Source organism: Rhodobacter calidifons (assembly GCF_011174775.1).
In the GTDB taxonomy this organism is placed as follows: domain Bacteria; phylum Pseudomonadota; class Alphaproteobacteria; order Rhodobacterales; family Rhodobacteraceae; genus Tabrizicola; species Tabrizicola calidifons.
The window spans coordinates 136,773-154,841 of sequence record NZ_JAANHS010000007.1 but is presented as its reverse complement, the minus strand read 5'-3'; the positions used below and the strand labels follow the sequence as shown (position 1 = coordinate 154,841).

The following is an 18,069-nucleotide window of genomic DNA, read 5'->3' as shown; positions in this document are numbered from 1 at the left end:
AACTGCTATCTGGCCAAGGCGGGCGACGGGCTGTAGCCTCCCGGCAAGCGGCCGCCGAGGCCGGATCTTCACCCTGACGAAAGAGCGCATGATGCCGAAACCCCTGCCGATCCAGTTCCAGGCCACCGATCTTGCGGCCCTTGCCGGCCAGAAGGGCCGCATCGCCGTGCTGAGCGAGCCCGGCCAGCCGGCCAGCCCGGCCTTCCGGCGGCTGGACCGCCTGACGAAGGGCGCGCTTGGCCGGGCGGCGGCGTCAGAGGCCTTTGGCAAGCTCAAGCCGGGCGAGGCGCTGGACCTGGCCTTCCCCCCGGGGATCGCGGCCGAGGCGGTGCAGCTGATCCGCCTGCCGAAGAAGGCCGATCAGGCCCAGGCCCGAAAGGCCGGCGCAGCGGTCGGCAAGACGCATGGCGCGGCGGGCTCTCTGGTCCTGGCCGAGGCACATCCGCGGGCGGCAGACATCGCCTTCGGGCTGGCGCTGCGGGCCTATGAGTTCGATAGCCACAAGACCGGCGAGAAGACGGTGCCCGGTCCGGTCACGCTGATGGCGGCCCGGCCCGAGGCCGTGGCCCGGGCCGCCGCCCCGATGGCGGCGGTGGCCGAAGGCGTGTTCTTCACCCGCGACCTGGTGAACGAACCCGCCAATGTCCTGACCACCCACGATTTCGCCGCGCGCCTTGCGGCGATGCAGGAGCTGGGTCTCGATGTCGAGATCCTGGAGGAAGAGGATCTGACCCGGCTGGGCATGCGGGCGCTGCTGGGGGTGGGGCAGGGCTCGGAAAGCCCCGCGAAGGTGGTGGTGATGCAGTGGCACGGCGGGCCGAAGGGCGAGGCCCCCTTCGCGCTGGTCGGCAAGGGGGTGGTGTTCGACACCGGCGGCATCTCGATCAAGCCGGCGGCGGGCATGGAAGAGATGACGATGGACATGGGCGGGGCCGCGGTGGTCGCGGGCGTGATGCGGACGCTTGCCCTGCGCAAGGCCCGGGCGAATGTGGTGGGGCTGGTGGGCCTGGTCGAGAATATGCCCGACGGGCGCGCGCAGCGGCCCGGCGATGTGGTGCGCTCGATGAAGGGCGACACGATCGAGGTCATCAACACCGACGCCGAGGGCCGGCTGGTTCTGGCCGACGTGATGTGGTACGCGCAGGAACGGTTCAAGCCCAGGGGGATGATCGACCTTGCCACCCTGACCGGGGCGATCATCATCGCGCTCGGGCACGAGAACACCGGGGTCTTCTCGAACAACGACGATCTGTGCAACGCCTTCCTGGCGGCGGCGAAGGCGGAAGGCGAGGGCGCTTGGCGCATGCCGCTGGGCGAGGCCTATGACGCCAAGCTGAAGTCGCGCATCGCCGACATGATGAACGTGGGCGGCCGGGACGGCGGGGCGATCACGGCGGCGCAGTTCCTGCAACGTTTCGTCAAGCCCGAGACGCCCTGGTGCCATCTGGACATCGCCGGGACGGCGCTGCTGAAATCCGACTCCACGCTGGCCCCAAAGGGAGCGACGGGCTGGGGGGTGATGGCGCTGGACCGGCTGATCCGCGACCGGTTCGAGAGGTGAGGCTCCGCGCGCGCGTCCCGCGTCGCTCCTCGCCGGGCGGCGCCTTGGCGAGGAGACGTCTCACACGCACGACGGGCGGACCACGATGGGGACGGTGATGTTCTTCCACCTGATGCAGTCGGCCCCGGCCGACACGCTGGCGGTCAACGCGCCGCGCGCTCTGGCTCAGGGCTGGCGCGTGATGGTGCGCGGCACTGACCCCGCGGCGCTGGACCGGCTGGATCAGGCGCTTTGGCTGAAGGGGGCCGCGGAAGGGTTCCTGCCGCACGGGATCGAGGGGGGGCCGCATGACGCGGACCAGCCGGTGCTTCTGGGCCTCGGGGGGCCGACGAATGGCGCCAGGGTGCTGGCGCTGATCGACGGGGCCGAGGCGACTGATGCAGAGATTGCCGCGATGGAGCGGGTCTGGGTGCTGTTCGACGGCAATGACCCGGATCGTCTGAGCGCCGCGCGCACCCAGTGGAAGGCGATCACCGGCGCCGGCCATGCGGCGCAGTACTGGTCAGAAGAGTCCGGTCGGTGGGAAAAGAAGGCAGAGAAACCCGCGCCGGGCGCGACCTGATCAGCCCTGCCGCAACCGCCGCGCAACCTCGGGCGCGAAATAGGTGAGGATCCCGTCGCAGCCTGCCCGCTTGAACGCCATCAGGCTTTCCAGCATGGCCTTTTCGCCGTCGATCCATCCGTTCTGCGCCGCAGCCCGGATCATCGCATATTCGCCCGAGACCTGATAGGCGAAGGTCGGCGCGCCGAAGGTCTCTTTCACCCGGGCGCAGATGTCGAGATAGGGCATCCCCGGCTTGACCATCACCATGTCGGCGCCTTCGGCCAGATCGCGCGCGACCAGCCGCAGCGCCTCGTCCCGGTTGGCGGGGTTCATCTGATAGGTCTTCTTGTCGCCCTTCAGCGCGCCCGAGGCGCCCACCGCATCGCGGAACGGGCCGTAGAAGGCCGAGGCATATTTGGCGGCATAGGACAGGATCGCCACATCCTTGTGCCCCGCCGCTTCCAGCGCGGCCCGCATCGCGCCGATCCGCCCGTCCATCATGTCCGAGGGACCCAGGATATCCGCCCCCGCCTCGGCCTGGGCCAGGGCCATCCGGACCAGCGCCTCGACGGTTTCGTCGTTCAGGATGATCCCGTCCACCACCAGCCCGTCATGGCCATGCGCGTTGTAGGGATCAAGTGCGACATCCGTCATCACCGCGATGTCGGGCACCTCGGCCTTGATCGCCCGGATCGCCCGGTTGGTCAGGTTCTCGGGGTTCCAGGCCTCTTCGCAGCCGGCTGTCTTCGCCTTCGGATCGGTATAGGGAAAGAGACAGATCGCCGGGATGCCAAGATCCCGGGCCTCGGCCGCGGCCGCGACCACGAGGTCAAGCGAAAGCCGCTCGACCCCCGGCATCGAGACAACGGGTTGACGCTGGTTCTGCCCGTCGCACAGGAAGACCGGCCAGATCAGGTCGCCGGCGGTCAGCACGGTTTCCTGCGTCAGCGCCCGCAGGGCCGGGGTCCGGCGCAGACGGCGCAGGCGCGTCAGAGGATAGGGGGCCTGGACGGGCTGCATGGCTGGCTCCTTCTTCCCGCGGCAAAGCAGGGACTTGCGGCTTCGCCTTCTGCCTGCCATGGAAAGGGTTCGGCCTCAAGTCGGCACTTGGGCCGCTGGCGGTTCGGCGAGGGAGAGCGGACAGAGTGGACGTCTTCGAAACGGCGCTTGAAGTGATCGACCTCCGGTCGTTCTCGAATCTCTGGTACTGGATCATGCTTGCTGTTCTCTGGTCCTCGGTCAGCCACTGGTCGCTGGGTGTGCCGCATGACATGGTGCAGCGCGCGCGCCGCGAAGGCGGGCAGGCGCTTGGCGATGTCGAGGATCTAGTGCGGATCAACGTCAACCGGATCCTGCACATCATGGACACCGGCGCGCTTCTTGTCGTCGGCCTTGTGGCCTTCTGGCTGTCAACGCTTCTGCTTCTGGGGTTCTATTACGGCATCGAGTTCGCCCAGGCGCTGGTGCTGCTTCTGGGGCCCCTGTCGCTGGTCCTCTGGGCCAGCGTGCGCGAATCCCGCCGGATCGCGGCCGGTGCCAACCGCGGCGAGGCGCTCTTGCGGCGGCTGACCGTGCATCGCCGGGTGCTTCAGGTCATCGGCATGGTCTCGATCGCCGTCACCGCCTTCTACGGGACCTGGCAGAACATCCGGGTCTCGATCCTGTACTGAAACCTCGCGGGCCGCGCAGATGACAGCCGAACGCATCCTGATGGGCGGGGCGCCCGAGGGTTTTGACGCCCGGATCCTTCAGCGCGAGCTGGGCCGGGGGCGACCCGTGGTGCATGTCGCGCGCGACGACAAGCGGGCCGAGGCGATGCGGGCTGCCCTTGCCGTGATGGCGCCCGGGATCGCGGTGCTGGACTTCCCGGCCTGGGACTGCCTGCCCTACGACCGGGTCAGCCCCAACCCCGAGATCTCGGCGCGGCGCATGGCGACGCTCGCTGCGCTGGCGGACGGGCTGGCGGGGCCCTTCGTGCTGCTGACCACGCTGAACGCCGCGACGCAGAAGGTTCCGACGCGCGAGGTGGTGCGGGCGGCCTCATTCCGTGCCACGGTGGGCGACAGGGTGGACGAGGCGCGGCTCCGGGGTTTCCTGTCCCGAATGGGCTTCACGCCGGTCTCGACGGTGGCCGAACCGGGCGATTACGCGCTGCGCGGCGGGATCGTGGACATCTTTCCTCCCGGGCGTGGCGGGCCGATCCGGCTGGATTTCTTCGGCGATGTGCTGGACGGCGCGCGGCGGTTCGATCCGGAAACGCAGCGGACCACGGAAAAGCTGAAAACCGTCGCGTTTTCCGCCGTTTCCGAGGTGATCCTCGACGAGGCCGCGATCGCACGGTTCCGGCAGAACTACCGCATCGCCTTCGGTGCAGCGGGGACGGACGATCCGCTTTACGAGGCCGTCAGCGCAGGCCGCAAGCACCAGGGGATGGAGCATTGGCTGCCCTTCTTCCATGAGCGGCTGGAGACGATCTTCGACTACTTGCCGGGCGCTTCGGTGGTGCTGGACGACCAGGTGACGGCCGCACGGCTGGCGCGGTGGGAGGGGATCGCGGACAGCTACGATGCGCGGCACGAGGCCATGGGGGCCAAGGGGCGGATCGATACCGTCTACAAGCCGGTGCCGGCCGAGGAACTTTATCTTGACGACGCAGCCTGGGAACAGGCGATCGCGGGGCACCGGGTGGTGCAGCTGTCGCCCTTGCCGCAGTCGCCGGGGCCCGGTGTCCTGGATGCAGGCGCGCGGGCGGGCCGAAACTTCGCGCCCGAGCGTCAGCAGGAGAAGATCAATCTTTTCGATGCCTTGGCCGAACATGTTCAGGCCCTGGCGCAGACGGCGCAGGTGGTCATCGCCTCGTGGTCCGAGGGCGCGCGCGAGCGGTTGAAGGGACTTCTGGCCGACAACGGCGTGACCGGCGCCAGGGAGATCGCGGATTTCCGCGAGGTGCCCGAGGGGAAGGGTGGGCTGTATCTGGTGGTCTGGCCGCTGGAAGCGGGGTTCGTGGCGCCAGGCCTGGCGGTGATCTCGGAACAGGACGTGCTGGGCGAACGGCTGACCGCAAAGCCGCGCCGGACGCGCAAGGCCGACAACTTCCTGCGCGAGGTGGACACGCTGTCCCCGGGCGATCTTGTGGTGCATGTGGAACACGGCGTGGGCCGCTATCTGGGGATCGAGACGATCACCGCCCTTGGCGCGCCCCATGCCTGCGTGGCGCTGGAATATGCCGAGAACGCAAAGCTTTATCTGCCGGTCGAGAACATCGAACTGCTCAGCCGCTATGGACATGAAGAGGGGCTTCTGGACCGCCTCGGCGGCGGGGCCTGGCAGGCGAAGAAGGCCCGGCTCAAGGAACGAATCAGGGAAATCGCCGACCGGCTGATGCGGGTCGCGGCCGAACGGGCCTTGCGCCATGCCCCGATCCTGGAGGCGCCGCATTCGATCTGGGAGGCCTTCGCCGCCCGCTTCCCCTATCAGGAGACCGACGACCAGCTTGCGGCGATTGCCGATGTGGTGGCGGACCTTCAGAAGGGGTCGCCCATGGACCGCCTCATCGTGGGCGATGTCGGTTTCGGCAAGACCGAGGTCGCGATGCGTGCGGCCTTCGTGGCGGCGCTATCGGGGATGCAGGTGGCGGTGATCTGCCCGACAACGCTGCTGGCCCGACAGCACTATCGCAGCTTTGCCGAGCGGTTCCGAGGATTTCCCATTTCAGTCAAACCCTTGTCCCGCTTTGTTCCAGCGAAGGAGGCCAATGCCACCCGGGCGGCGATGGCGGACGGGTCGGTGGATATCGTGGTCGGCACCCATGCGCTGCTGGCGAAGGGGGTGAGTTTCAAGAAGCTCGGGCTGCTGATCATCGACGAGGAGCAGCACTTCGGGGTTGCCCACAAGGAACGCCTGAAGGAAATGCGGTCGGAGGTCCATGTCCTCACCCTGACCGCGACGCCGATCCCCCGGACCTTGCAGCTGTCCCTGACCGGCGTGCGCGACCTGTCGATCATCGCGACGCCCCCGGTGGACCGGCTGGCGATCCGCACCTACGTTTCCGAATTCGACACGGTCACGATCCGCGAAGCGATTCTGCGCGAACGCTATCGCGGCGGGCAGACGTTCTTCGTCGTGCCCCGTATCGCCGATCTGCCCGAGATCGAGGATTTCCTGAAGACCCACGTCCCCGAGGCGACATATGTCATCGCGCATGGGCAACTGGCGGCGGGTGAGCTGGATGACCGGATGAACCAGTTCTACGACGGCAAGTATGACGTGCTGCTGGCGACGTCGATTGTTGAAAGTGGCCTGGATATTCCTGCGGCGAACACGATGATTGTCCACCGTGCGGATATGTTCGGGCTAAGCCAGCTGTATCAGATCCGGGGCAGGGTGGGGCGGTCGAAGACTCGCGCCTATTGCTATCTGACGACCAAGCCCCGCGCGCCGCTGACGCCGCAGGCGACGAAACGGCTGCGGCTTCTGGGCAGTCTCGACAGCCTGGGCGCGGGGTTCAACCTTGCCAGCCATGACCTCGACCTGCGCGGCGCCGGCAATCTGCTGGGAGAGGAGCAGTCGGGCCATATCCGCGAGGTCGGCTACGAGCTATACCAGCACATGCTGGAGGAAACGATCGCCAAGATTAAATCTGGCGAGTTGCAGGGGCTGACAAGTATCGACGACGACTGGTCGCCGCAGCTGAACCTGGGCGTGCCGGTGATGATCCCCGAGACTTACATCCCGGACCTCGACATCCGGCTGGGGTTGTATCGACGCCTGTCCTCGCTCACGACGAAGGTAGAGCTTGAAGGGTTCGCGGCCGAGCTGATCGACCGCTTCGGGCCGCTGCCGAAGGAGGTGAACACGCTGATGCTGATCGTCCGCATCAAGGCGATGTGCAAGCGGGCAGGGATCGCGCGGCTGGATGCCGGACCGAAGGGGGCGACGGTCCAGTTCCACAACGACAAGTTCGCCAATCCCGCGGGGCTGGTGGATTTCCTGAAGGCGCAAGGCCCGGCGGCGCGGGTGAACGGCAACCGGATCGTGCTTGCCGGCGAGATGAAAACGGAAGCCGACCGGATCAAGGGCGCCTTCAACATCGCCCGCGACCTGGCCGAGGTGGTGCGGGCGGGGCAGAAGGTCTAGGTTCGTCGCCTCGACCCGCTGGTGCGGCCGCCTCAGTCGCGCGGCTCGCCCAGCGCCGTCAGGGACAGGACCAGCGCCAGTCCGATCAGCCCGGCAACGCCGACAAGCAGGGGCAGGACAGTGCCGTTGAAGGCAAGGCCCACCGGGATCGCCAGCAGGACCGACCCCACCGTGGCCAGCGACGAGATGACCGAGGCGGCAAGACCCGCGATATGCCCGACGGGTTCCATGGCAAGCGCATTGAGGTTGCCGATGGTCAGGCCCATCATCGCAAAAAGCCCGATGCACCAGACCAGATGCACGGCAAAGGCCATGTCGCCCGCGACCCGCCCGCTGCCCAGCAGCGCCAGCGCGGCCAGCGTCAGGCCAATCTGGGCCGCATAGGTGCCGCGCACCACGCGGCGCATGCCCAGCGTCATCACGATCCGGCTGTTCAGCAGGCTGCCCGACATCGAAGCCACCGCGATGAGGGCGAACCACAGCGGAAAGCTGTCGGCGCGGCGGTGGACCGTCTCGAAGATCGGCTGGATGGAGGACAGCGTGGCGAACAGCGCGCCCAGCGTGAGGGTCTGCAACAGCGTCGAGACCAGGATGACCGGATGGCGGCCCAACTCGCGCGTGGCCCGGGCGAGGTCGCCCAGATGCAGGCTGCGCCGTGCCTCGGGCGTCAGCGTTTCGGGTTGGCGCAGGCCGAGCCAGAGCATGGTCAGCCCGGAAAAGGCGACATAGGCCAGGAAGATGGCATGCCAGTCGGCCAGGGCGATGATCCCCTGGCCCATCAACGGCGCGATGGCGGGGACGACGGTGAAGATCATCATCACGAAGGACATGATCCTCGCCATCTCGCGCCCCGAGAAGAGATCGCGGATCATCGCGACCGACACGGTGCGGGGGGCGGCCGAACCGATGCCCTGGATCAGCCGCGCGGCCAGCAGCACCTCCAGCGAGGGGGCGACATAGCAGGCCAGGGCCGCCAGCGCGTAAAGGCCCGACCCCGCCATGATGACGCGCTTGCGCCCGAAACGGTCGGAAAGGGGGCCGGCAAACAGGGTGCCAAGCCCCATGCCCAGGACGAAACTGGTCACGACCAGCTGCGCCGCGTTCGGTGCCTCGGGTGTCAGGGTCGCGGCGATGTCGGGCAGCGCGGGCAGCATCGCGTCGATGGAAATGGCGATGGTGGCGAAAAGCATCGCCATCAGCGCCACGAATTCGGTCTGGCTCAGCGGCTTGTCGGTCACCTGGACGGCTCGCGGCTGGCCAGTTCTTCGATCACCTTGCCCCAGATCTCGGGCGGCTGCGCGCCCGAGACCACATGGTGCTGTGCGACAAGGAAGGTCGGGACGGCGGTCACGCCCTTGCGGCGCGCGTCCTGGTCGCGCGCGGCGATGTCCTCGGCATCGGCGTCGGACCGCAAGAGCCGCAGGGTCGCCGCGCGGTCCATCCCGTTCTCGGCTGCGATCTCGGCCAGGGTCGCAAGGTCCCCGATATCGCGGCCTTGCGCCCAATAGGCGCGCATCAGGGCGTCGACCACCTGTTGCTGGACAGCCTCGATCCCGGCCCAATGGATCAGGCGGTGGGCATTCAGCGTGTTGGGCATCCGCTGCGGGAGATCGGGGTCGAGGTCCACCCCGGCGGCGCGGGCCACCTCGCGCAGGCGTTCGTGGATGGCATCGACCCGGGCCTTGCCGCCGAATTTCGCCTCAAGATAGCTGCGCTTTGCCACGCCCTCGGGCGGCATGTCGGGGTTCAGCTGGAAGGGATGCCACTGGATCCGGAACGGGTGGTCAGGGTGCTGCGCCAGCGCCCGGTCGATGTTGGCCTTGCCGACATAGCACCAGGGGCAGACCGGGTCCGAGAAGATGTCCAGCCGGACAGCGGGGCGGGTCATTCGGGTCTCCTGTAACGGGCGCCCAGGCCCTTGCGGATCACCTTGCCGGTGCCGGTGCGGGGCAGGGCGTCGAGGCGCTGGTAGTGCCTTGGCTGCTTCCAGCGGGCAAGGGCCTTTTCCGCGCATTCGCGCAGGGTGGCGAGGGCAATTTCGCAGGGCGCCTCGTAGAACAGCGCCAGGATCGTGGTGCCCGGGGTGGGCTCGACCTGCGTCGCGGCGCAGGCGGTCAGGGGAAGGTCGTGGAAGGCCGCCTCGATCTCGGCGGGCGAGACGCGGAAGCCGCCGGCGTTCAGAAGGTCGTCCCGGCGCCCGAGATGGGTGATGGCGCCGTCGTCCGCCATGACCGCCGCATCGCCGGTCCGGAACCAGGGGCCCTGCGGCGGCGGATGGCCGAGGTAGTGCCGCATCAGGCCGGGGTCGGCCGTGGATACGGCAAGCTCTCCGGCCGTGCCGCGCGGGACCGGATGGCCCGCATCGTCCAGGATCGCGAGATGGCGGCCGGGCTGGGGATAGCCGCTGGTCCCTTCGGGCGCCGGGCGCGCGGGCGAACCCGAAAGGTAGGTCGAGACCTCGGACATGCCAAGCGCCTCGTGCAGGTCGGTGCCGGTGCGGTCGCGCCACTGGCGGCGCAGCGCCGGGGGCAGGCTCTCTCCGGCGGAAAGGCCGTGGCGCAGGCGGGGCAGCGGCGGCAGGTCGGCGCGCAGCAGCTGACGGTAGACGCCCGGGGCGGCGGCAAGGATGCTGGCCCCGGCCCGGGCAAGAAGCGCGGGAAGCTGCGGGGCCGGGGTCCCGGCGGCGGGGATCAGCGCGGTCGCCCCGACCGTCCAGGGATCGAGAAGCCCGGTGCCGAGCGTATAGGTCCAGTTCAGCGCACCCGCATGAAGCAGACGGTCGGCCTCCTCCAGCCCTTCCCAGTGCCGGTGCATGGTCTGGCGGGCCAGGATCGCGCGGTGCGCGTGACTGACGGCCATTGGCGCGCCGGACGTGCCCGAGGTGAAGACGATGTAGGCCTCGCGGTCGGGGTCGCCGAGGTGAAGATCCGCAGGCGGAAGCCGCGACCACCCGGCCAGATCGGGGGGCACAAGCGGGGCAGGGTGGTCGGGCAGGGCAATGCCGGGTTCGGCCACGATGAGCCGTGGCCGGACCAGGGCGGCAAGCCAGGTGATCTCGCCTTGCGTCAGGGCGGCAGAGGTGGGGACCGGGACAAGACCGGCCCAGATCGCACCGAGGTAAAGGATCGGGAAGGCCAGACTGTTGCCCAGGCGAAGAAGAATCCGGTCGCCGGGGGCCAGGCCCATGGCGACCAGCGCGCCGGCGCAGCCCCGCGTCAGGCGCAAGAGTTCGGCGTAGCTGAGGGTTTCGTCACCTTCGGGGTGCAGCAGCGTCAGGGCCGGCTTGTCCAGCACCGAGGCGCGGGCCAGGACATGGCCGGCAAGGTTGAAGGCCGGGGGCGCAACCGGGAACGGCCGGGTGTCGATTTCGGACAGCATCGGCAAGGGGTAGGGGGGCTTGCCGGCAGTTGCAAGCGCGACGGCGCTGATCTATCCCGAAGCCATGGCCCTGACCGATCCGAAAAGCATGATCCGCGTGGCGCGCGAGGCCGGGACCGGCGCCGAGGGCGAGGCCCACGTCGAACCGCTGAACCTTGGCGAAAGGGTCCGCGACCTGCGCCGTTCGCGCGGCTGGACGCTGGAGGAAGCCGCGGTGCGGGCGGGCTTGGCGCGCTCCACGCTGTCGAAGATCGAGAACGGGCAGATGAGCCCGACCTATGATGCGCTGAAGAAGCTGGCCGGGGGGCTGGCGATTTCGGTGCCGCAGCTGTTCACGCCGCCGTCCAGGCCGCAGGTCATGGGGCGGATGGCGGTGACGAAGGGCGGAGAGGGCCAGGCCCAGGCCACCGCGACCTACGAGCACGAGCTTCTGGCCGCCAGCCTGACGAAGAAGCAGATGCTGCCCTACCGCGCCACGATCCGGGCGCGGGACCTGGAGGAGTTCGACGGCTGGGTCCGGCACGACGGCGAGGAGTTCCTGTATGTCCTTACCGGGGTGATCCGGCTTTACACAGAATTCTACGAACCCGTCGACCTGCGCCGGGGCGACAGCGCCTATTACGACGCGGCGATGGGGCACAATGTCATCAGCCTGTCGGAAGACGACGCGACGATCCTCTGGGTGACCTCGCTGGTGTGACGCAGCCGCCGACCGGCAGCGCGGGCGCCCTCAGAAGATCTCTTGCACCTTGCGCGCCCCGGCCGAGACATCCTCGCCCATGCCCGCCACGGTGTTGCAGCCCGCAAGCACCGCCAGTGCAGCCAGAATCAGCAGCTTTTTCATGCCCTTGTCCTACCCTTGCGTTTCCTACTGTTCCGCCTGCCACCAGGTGTCGGGCAGAAAGCCCGTCCAGTCACCATAAAGCGGAATTCTTTCCGGATACCTGAGCTTGGCCGAATAGGCCAGCCGCGAGCGGTCCGAATACCAGATCGGAATCACGTAGCGGCCCGAGGTCAGCACCCGGTCCAGCGCCCTGGTCGCGGCGATGAAGCCTTCGGCATCGGGCGATTCCAGCATCGCGGCGATCATCGCATCGACGGCCGCAGAGTTCACGCCCATCCAGTTCCGCGTGCCCGGCTCGGTCGCGCTGGCCGATCCCCAGTAGAGCAGCTGCTCGTTGCCCGGCGACAGCGACAGCGACCGGATGTAATGGGTCACGTCGAAGTCATAGGCGCTGGTGCGCTCCTTGTACTGCGCATCATCGACCTTGTTCAGCCGCGCGCTGATGCCCAGCGCCTTCAGCGCTTCGATATAGACCTCGGCGACCGAGGCCATCTCGTCCTGGCCGGTGACAAGAAGGATCTCGAAGCTGAAGGGCTCGCCCGCGGCGTTCTTCAGCGCCCCGTCGCTGCCCACGGTCCAGCCGGCCTCTTCCAGCAGGGCGGTCGCGGCGCGGATGTTCCTGCGGTTGGCCTGGGTGCCATCGGACACGGGCAGCGCATAGCCCTCGATCGCCCCGGGCGGCAGATCGGCCCGGAACGGCTCCAGCAGTTCCAGCTCGCGGCCCGTCGCCGGCGTGCCCGGTTCCATCCCCAGGAAGGAATTGCCGAAATAGGACGGGATCCGCGGCAGCAGTCCGCCGTTCAGGGTCTGGTTGATGAATTCGAAGTTGAAGGCCAGGATCAGCGCCTCGCGCACCCGCCAGTCCGCAAACAGCGGCCGGCGGGTGTTCATCGCGAAACCCTCGATCCCCGAAGGCCGGCCATGCGGGATCTCGGCCTTGACGATCTCGCCGGACTGGATGGCGGGGAAGTCGTAGGAGGACAGCCATTTCGCGACATTCGCCTCGCGGTAGGCCGAGAGCTGCCCTGCCTTGAAGGCCTCGAAGGTCGCCTGCGGGTTGGCGAAATAGTCGTAGCGGATCTCGTCGAAGTTCCACAGACCGCGGTTGAAGGGCAGGTCCTTGCCCCACCAGTCGGGATTGCGGCGGTAGGTGACCTGCACGCCCAGTTCCGAACTGGCCAATGTATAGGGCCCCGAGCCGATCGGCACTTCCATCGTGGCCTCGGCGAAATCCTTGCCTTCCCATTGCGCCTTCTTCAGCACCGGGCGCAGGCCCAGGATCAGCGGCAACTCGCGGTCCTCGGTGTTGAAGGTAAAGCGGACAGACCGCTCGCCGGTCTGCTCCATAGAGGCGATCTTCTTCCACGCCGCGGCATAGCGCGGGTTGCCCTCGGTCCCCAGCGTCTCCATCGACCACATCACGTCCGCGACCGTCACGGGCGTGCCGTCCGAGAATCGGGCCTCGGGGCGCAGGGTGAATTCGACGTAGGTGCGGCCCGCGTCGGTATCAATCGATTCGGCCAGCAGACCGTAAAGCGAGAAGGGCTCGTCATAGTTCCGACCCATCAGCGTCTCGACCGTCAGGGTCGAGATCCCCAGAGCCGGGCGGCCCTTGGTCACGAAGGGATTGAAACTGTCGAAGCTGCCCGATTCGCCCCAGCGGTAGCTGCCCACCTTGGGCGCATCGGGGTTGACCTGGGGCAGGGACACAAAATCCGGGGGGAGCGCGGGGTCACCATACATAGCTATGCCATGCATCGGCTCTGCCGATGCGGTTGCGGCAAGAACGGCCAGCACCGCCGACAGTCTGAAACCAAGCAAACCGGCCCTGTTCACCCGTGTCATTCCCCCTCGCTCCCCTCTCCTGCGGTTGTATGTGGCAAGACTAGGACGGAGATTGAATCAATTCAAACTTTTAGCTTGGCCATCGGCAGAGAGGGGACTATAAACACCTTACTGCTCGATAGGTTTCTTGCCTGTATGAAACCTGCCTCAAAGACTGAACGCCGGCCTTGCGCCGGCGTTTTTTTATCTCTCACCCGTGACTTCCGTTCCCCTGCAAGGCATGCCATGCTTTTGCATGTGCAGCATCTGGAGGCTTGGATGACACTTTCGGGCAAGCGGGCGGTGGTCACGGGATCGAACTCCGGAATCGGGCTGGGCGTTGCCGAGGCGCTGGCGGCGGCCGGGGCCGAGGTGATTCTCAACAGCTTCACCGACCGGCCCGAGGACCACGCGCTTGCCGCCGAACTGGGCGCGCGCCATGGCGTCCCGGTGCGCTATATCCCGGCCGACATGTCCAAGGGGGCCGAATGCCGCGCGCTGGTCGAAAAGGCCGGGGGCTGCGACATCCTGGTCAACAACGCCGGCATCCAGTTCGTCTGCGCGGTCGAGGAGTTCCCGGTCGAGAAATGGGACGCGATCCTCGCGATCAACCTGAGCTCGGCCTTCCACACCACGGCGGCGGCCTTGCCGGGGATGCGGGCGAAGGGCTGGGGGCGGATCGTCAACGTGGCCTCGGCGCACGGACTGACGGCCAGCCCGTTCAAGTCGGCCTATGTCGCGGCCAAGCACGGCGTGGTCGGGCTGACCAAGACCGTGGCGCTGGAGGTGGCAGGGCAGGGCATCACCTGCAACGCGATCTGCCCGGGCTATGTGTTGACGCCGCTGGTCGAGGCGCAGATCCCCGAGCAGATGAAGGTCCACAACATGGACCGCGAGACGGTGATCCGCGAGGTGATGCTTCAGCGTCAGCCCTCGCGCCAGTTCGCCACGGTGGAACAGATCGGCGGCACCGCGGTCTATCTGTGCAGCCCGGCGGCGGATCAGGTGACGGGCACCACGATCTCTGTCGATGGCGGCTGGACGGCGCTGTGAGGCGACAAGATCCTTCGAAGGATTTCGCAGATCTTTTCGAAAAGATTTGCAGGGCCCGGACATGAGGCGGGTCAACCTGGCCCTGCAGGGCGGCGGGGCGCATGGCGCCTTCACCTGGGGGGTGCTCGACCGGCTGCTTGAAGAGGACGACCTGGAGATCGCGGGCATCTCCGGCACCTCGGCCGGGGCGCTGAACGGGGCGGCGCTGAAATCCGGCCTGATCTCCGGGGGCAGGGGGGCGGCGCGCAAGCGGCTGGACCGGCTCTGGACCCAGGTCGGCGAGATCGGCGATTTCCGCATGCTGCCCTGGATCGCCCCCTTCCTGCCCGCGATCCGCTTCTGGCAGACCACGACCGCCGCCCTCTTGCCCTTTTCGCCCCAGGCCATCGCGGCGCAGCTTTATTCGCCCTATGTCATGGGCTCCCGCTGGACGAACCCGCTGGAGCCGGTGGTGCGCGACCTGGACTTCACCCAAGTCTGTGCCGCCGAGGGACCTCGGCTTTTCGTCAGCGCGACCAATGTGCGGACCGGCAAGATCAAGGTGTTCCAGGGCCAGGACATCGGCCCCGAGGCCCTGCTGGCCTCGGCCTGCCTGCCCACGGTGTTCCAGGCGGTCGAGATCGGCGGCGAGGCCTACTGGGATGGCGGCTACACCGGCAACCCGGCGCTGTTTCCGCTGTATGAACCGGACCTGCCCGATGACATCCTGGTCGTGTCGATCAACCCGATGCGGCGGGACCAGGTTCCCGACACGCCGCTTGAAATCCAGAACCGGATCAACGAGATCAGCTTCAACGCCAGCCTTCTGGGCGAGCTGCGCGCGATCAACTTCGTCCGGCGCCTGATCGCCGAGGGCCGGATGGAGCGCGGCAGGATGAAGGCTGTCAACGTCCAGCTGATCTCGGATGAGGGGCTGATGAACAGCCTGACCGCCGATTCCAAGCTGGCGCCGACCCCGCTGCTGCTGTCGCGGCTGAAGGCAGCCGGACGGGCGGCGGCCGAACGGTTCCTGACCGGGGGCGGCGCGAAGCCTGGCCTGGAAGGCACGGACCTGAAGGGGCTGCTCGGCTAGGCCGCGCTGTCCTTCGGCAAGGGGTAGACCAGCCCACCCGAGACGATCAGTTTGGCCGCGTCGTCAACGCCCATGTCCATCACGATCAGGTCCTGGGTCCGGACGAACAGCAGCATCCCGCTGGTGAAGGGCGTAAGGCCGACAAAGACGGCCGACATGTCGGGGCCAAGCCTTGCCAGCCGGTCGGCCAGTTCTCCCTTCGGCCGGGTGGACAGGAATCCCAGCGCCCATGAGCCGGGACGGGGAAACTCCACCAGGACGACCTTGTCGAAGCTTTTCTCCTTCTTGTTGAAGAAGGTTTCGGCCACCTGCTTGATGGCCCCGTAGACCGACCGGACCACGGGCATCCGGTCCACCAGTTCCTCGCCCGAACGGATGATCGACCGCCCGATCAGACCCTTGGCCAGCCAGCCGATGATGATGGTGACGACCAGAAAGACCAGCACACCGACCCCGCGGACCGGAAATTCGTAGTCCGGGCCGAACCAGCGCAGGATGACCGCGTTCGGCTGCCAGTAGGCGGGAATCAGGGGCAGGATCCAGCCGTCGATCCAGCCGATCACCGCCCAGACGAAATAGATCGTCAGCCCGATCGGCAGCACGACGACCAGGCCGGTCAGAAAGCTCGCGCGCAGTCCGGCAAGAAAGCCGCGGCGGTTTGTCGTGGTGGGTTCGGTCACGGATGGGTCCCCTTCGCGGCCTATCTAGGGGTTCTGCCGCAGGCTTCGCAAGCATGCCTGTGGAAGATCGCGGGAAATTCAGCCCGGTGCGGCCAGTTCCCGGGCAATCGCGGCGGCAAGGCGGGCATTGTTCAGAACCAGCGCGATGTTGGCCGTCAGCGAGCGGCCCTCGGTCAGGTCGAAGATGCGCTGCAAGAGGAAGGGCGTGACCGCCTTGGCGGCGATGCCCCGGGCTTCGGCCTCGGCCAGCGCGGCCTCGATCTGCGGCATGATCTCGGCGCGAGGGATTTCGGCCTCGATCGGGATCGGGTTCGCGATCAGCTGGCCGCCTGGCAGGCCAAGGCGGCCGCGCAGACGATGGGCGGCGGCGATATCGGCGGGGTGGTCCATCCGCAGGGGCGCGCGCAGGCCCGAACTGCGCGACCAGAAGGCGGGAAAATCGTCCTGGCCGAAGGCGATCACCGGCACGCCCAGGGTTTCCAGCACCTCCAGCGTCTTCGGCAGGTCGAGAATCGCCTTCGCGCCGGCAGCAACCACGCTGACCGCAGTTTCGGCCAGTTCGCGCAGGTCGGCCGAGATGTCGAAGCTGGTCTCTGCACCCCGATGCACCCCGCCGATCCCGCCGGTGGCAAAGACCCCGATGCCCGCCAGATGCGCACAGATCATCGTGGCGGCGACGGTGGTCGCCCCGGTTCCGCCGCTGGCCAGGCAGGCCGCAAGGTCCGCGCGCGACAGCTTGGCCACGCCCTTCGCCTGACCCAGCGCGTCAAGCTGACGGTCGGTCAGCCCGATATGGATCCGGCGGTCCATGATCGCGATGGTCGCGGGAATGGCACCTGCGGCGCGCACCTCGGCCTCTACCCGGCGCGCTGTTTCCACGTTCTGCGGGAATGGCATGCCATGGGTGATGATCGTGCTTTCAAGGGCCACGATCGCCGCGCCAGCGGCACGGGCTTCGGCCACTTCGGGCGAGAAGGTGAGGGGCAGGGTCATGAACCGATATCTCCCGAGACATAGGTTGCGGCGGCGCGCAGCGCCTCGTCCAATGCGGACTGGCGGTCGGCGCCGCGGCGTTCGGCCACCAGATGCGCGGCCATGAAGGTATCGCCCGCCCCGGTGACCCGCGTGACAAGGACCTGCGGCGGCTGGCCCGTGATGACGCCCTGACCTCGGCGTCCCTCGGCGGCAGGCGCGCCGCCGTTGGTCACCAGCACCCGTCCCGCCCCCCGCGCCAGCAGCGCCTGTGCGGCCTCGGCTGCCGTGGCGGCTTCGCTGCGGGCCAGGATGTTGGCCTCTTCGAGGTTGACATAAAGCGTTGCCGAGGGGTGGTTCAGCAACGGCAGCAGCCGGCCCGCCTTGCCCGGGGACGCCGGGGCCACGCGCAGGTCGGCCCGCAGGAACAGCGGCGAGACGGCGATCTCGGCCAGCAGGCCCTCGGTCAGGTTGCCGTCCAGCGCGATGGGCCCGGACCAGGGCGCGACCTCGGTTCCCAGACGGCCATCGGCCAGCGGGCGCAGGATCTTGTCGCCCGCGGCCTCCAGCGAATGGGCATCCGCGATGGCCGCGACCAACCCGTTCGCGCCCTCGATGGCCATGTAGCGGTCGGTGGGCAGGTCGTCGGACCGGTAGACCGTATCCGTCCCCAGCCCCAGCCGGTCGCAGGCGGCAATCAGCTCGTCGCCCTCGGCGTCCCGACCGACGGCGGTAAGCAGGGCAGGGGTCATTCCGAACCGCCGCAGCGTCATCGCGATGTTCATCGCCACGCCCCCCGGCAGGCGGGTGATCCGCCCCGGCACGTCGGAGCCTAGCCGCATCGAGGTGGGCGAGCGGCCGATGATGTCCCACAGGACCGAGCCGATGCAGAGAATGTCAGGCGCCATGCGCGCCTTCTGCCTTGTTCCGACAGGCAGGGTCAACCGCTCTTGCAGCCCGCGTCGGCGCCCGAAGGACCAGCCATGGCGCCGCCCAGGCGGAAAG

At 67.9% G+C, this 18,069-nt stretch carries 16 protein-coding genes; 7 read left to right on the top strand and 9 right to left on the bottom strand.

The window, feature by feature from the left end; translation table 11 throughout:
- Positions 1 to 91: 91 nt before the first annotated feature.
- Positions 92 to 1,561 (top strand): leucyl aminopeptidase, encoded by a 1,470-nt coding sequence (locus tag G8O29_RS11245; RefSeq protein ID WP_166403332.1) that lies wholly within the window; start codon positions 92 to 94, stop codon positions 1,559 to 1,561.
- A gap of 85 nt (positions 1,562 to 1,646) precedes the next feature.
- Positions 1,647 to 2,123, top strand: a complete 477-nt coding sequence (locus tag G8O29_RS11240; protein WP_166403331.1) for a DNA polymerase III subunit chi — start codon at positions 1,647 to 1,649, stop codon at positions 2,121 to 2,123.
- Here the strand turns inward: G8O29_RS11240 and hemB are convergent, their stop codons facing one another.
- Complete coding sequence (hemB, locus tag G8O29_RS11235; protein ID WP_166403330.1) at positions 2,124 to 3,125, bottom strand: porphobilinogen synthase; 1,002 nt, start codon at positions 3,123 to 3,125, stop codon at positions 2,124 to 2,126.
- Between the two features lie 125 nt (positions 3,126 to 3,250).
- Between hemB and G8O29_RS11230 the strand changes: the two genes are divergently transcribed.
- Positions 3,251 to 3,775, top strand: a complete 525-nt coding sequence (locus G8O29_RS11230) for a component of SufBCD complex (protein WP_166403329.1) — start codon at positions 3,251 to 3,253, stop codon at positions 3,773 to 3,775.
- Between the two features lie 19 nt (positions 3,776 to 3,794).
- Entirely contained in the window at positions 3,795 to 7,241 is a 3,447-nt protein-coding gene (gene mfd, locus G8O29_RS11225) for a transcription-repair coupling factor (protein WP_166403328.1), read from the top strand.
- A 32-nt stretch (positions 7,242 to 7,273) separates the two neighbouring features.
- Here mfd and G8O29_RS11220 read toward each other — a convergent pair whose 3' ends face one another.
- Genes G8O29_RS11220 through G8O29_RS11210 form a run of 3 tightly spaced genes read right to left on the bottom strand, consistent with a single transcriptional unit; the run spans position 7,274 to position 10,619 of the window.
- The gene (locus G8O29_RS11220) at positions 7,274 to 8,437 is read right to left on the bottom strand and encodes a multidrug effflux MFS transporter (protein ID WP_166403411.1); all 1,164 of its coding nucleotides are present in this window, start codon (positions 8,435 to 8,437) and stop codon (positions 7,274 to 7,276) included.
- A gap of 38 nt (positions 8,438 to 8,475) precedes the next feature.
- Complete coding sequence (locus G8O29_RS11215) at positions 8,476 to 9,129, bottom strand: DsbA family oxidoreductase (protein ID WP_166403327.1); 654 nt, start codon at positions 9,127 to 9,129, stop codon at positions 8,476 to 8,478.
- Positions 9,126 to 10,619: a class I adenylate-forming enzyme family protein gene (locus G8O29_RS11210; RefSeq protein ID WP_166403326.1), complete on the bottom strand. Its 1,494-nt coding sequence runs from the start codon at positions 10,617 to 10,619 to the stop codon at positions 9,126 to 9,128. The genes G8O29_RS11215 and G8O29_RS11210 overlap by 4 nt, the downstream gene beginning before the upstream one ends.
- Positions 10,620 to 10,683: 64 nt before the next feature.
- On the opposite strand from G8O29_RS11210, the gene G8O29_RS11205 reads away from it, so the two are divergent.
- Positions 10,684 to 11,319, top strand: a complete 636-nt coding sequence (locus G8O29_RS11205; RefSeq protein WP_166403410.1) for a helix-turn-helix domain-containing protein — start codon at positions 10,684 to 10,686, stop codon at positions 11,317 to 11,319.
- A 30-nt stretch (positions 11,320 to 11,349) separates the two neighbouring features.
- Here G8O29_RS11205 and G8O29_RS11200 read toward each other — a convergent pair whose 3' ends face one another.
- Both G8O29_RS11200 and G8O29_RS11195 read right to left on the bottom strand, forming a co-directional pair.
- Positions 11,350 to 11,463 carry an entericidin EcnA/B family protein gene (locus G8O29_RS11200; RefSeq protein WP_166403325.1) on the bottom strand — a complete coding sequence of 38 codons (114 nt, stop codon included), beginning with the start codon at positions 11,461 to 11,463 and terminating at the stop codon, positions 11,350 to 11,352.
- 24 nt (positions 11,464 to 11,487) lie between these two features.
- Positions 11,488 to 13,308, bottom strand: a complete 1,821-nt coding sequence (locus G8O29_RS11195; protein ID WP_166403324.1) for an extracellular solute-binding protein — start codon at positions 13,306 to 13,308, stop codon at positions 11,488 to 11,490.
- A gap of 258 nt (positions 13,309 to 13,566) precedes the next feature.
- On the opposite strand from G8O29_RS11195, the gene G8O29_RS11190 reads away from it, so the two are divergent.
- A complete protein-coding gene (locus G8O29_RS11190; protein WP_166403323.1) occupies positions 13,567 to 14,340 on the top strand; it encodes a 3-hydroxybutyrate dehydrogenase in 774 nt (257 codons plus the stop codon).
- A gap of 61 nt (positions 14,341 to 14,401) precedes the next feature.
- Positions 14,402 to 15,412, top strand: a complete 1,011-nt coding sequence (locus tag G8O29_RS11185; protein WP_166403322.1) for a patatin-like phospholipase family protein — start codon at positions 14,402 to 14,404, stop codon at positions 15,410 to 15,412.
- On the opposite strand, the gene G8O29_RS11180 is transcribed toward G8O29_RS11185, so the two are convergent.
- The 3 genes from G8O29_RS11180 to G8O29_RS11170 all read right to left on the bottom strand — a co-directional run bounded on the left by G8O29_RS11180 (position 15,409) and on the right by G8O29_RS11170 (position 17,972).
- Positions 15,409 to 16,092, bottom strand: a complete 684-nt coding sequence (locus G8O29_RS11180) for a DUF502 domain-containing protein (RefSeq protein WP_166403321.1) — start codon at positions 16,090 to 16,092, stop codon at positions 15,409 to 15,411. The genes G8O29_RS11185 and G8O29_RS11180 overlap by 4 nt on opposite strands.
- Before the next feature lie 78 nt (positions 16,093 to 16,170).
- Positions 16,171 to 17,085, bottom strand: coding sequence for a pseudouridine-5'-phosphate glycosidase (locus G8O29_RS11175; RefSeq protein ID WP_166403320.1), 915 nt, complete (start codon positions 17,083 to 17,085; stop codon positions 16,171 to 16,173).
- Positions 17,082 to 17,972 (bottom strand): PfkB family carbohydrate kinase, encoded by an 891-nt coding sequence (locus tag G8O29_RS11170; protein ID WP_166403319.1) that lies wholly within the window; start codon positions 17,970 to 17,972, stop codon positions 17,082 to 17,084. Before G8O29_RS11170 ends, G8O29_RS11175 begins: the two co-directional genes overlap by 4 nt.
- Positions 17,973 to 18,069: the final 97 nt, after the last annotated feature.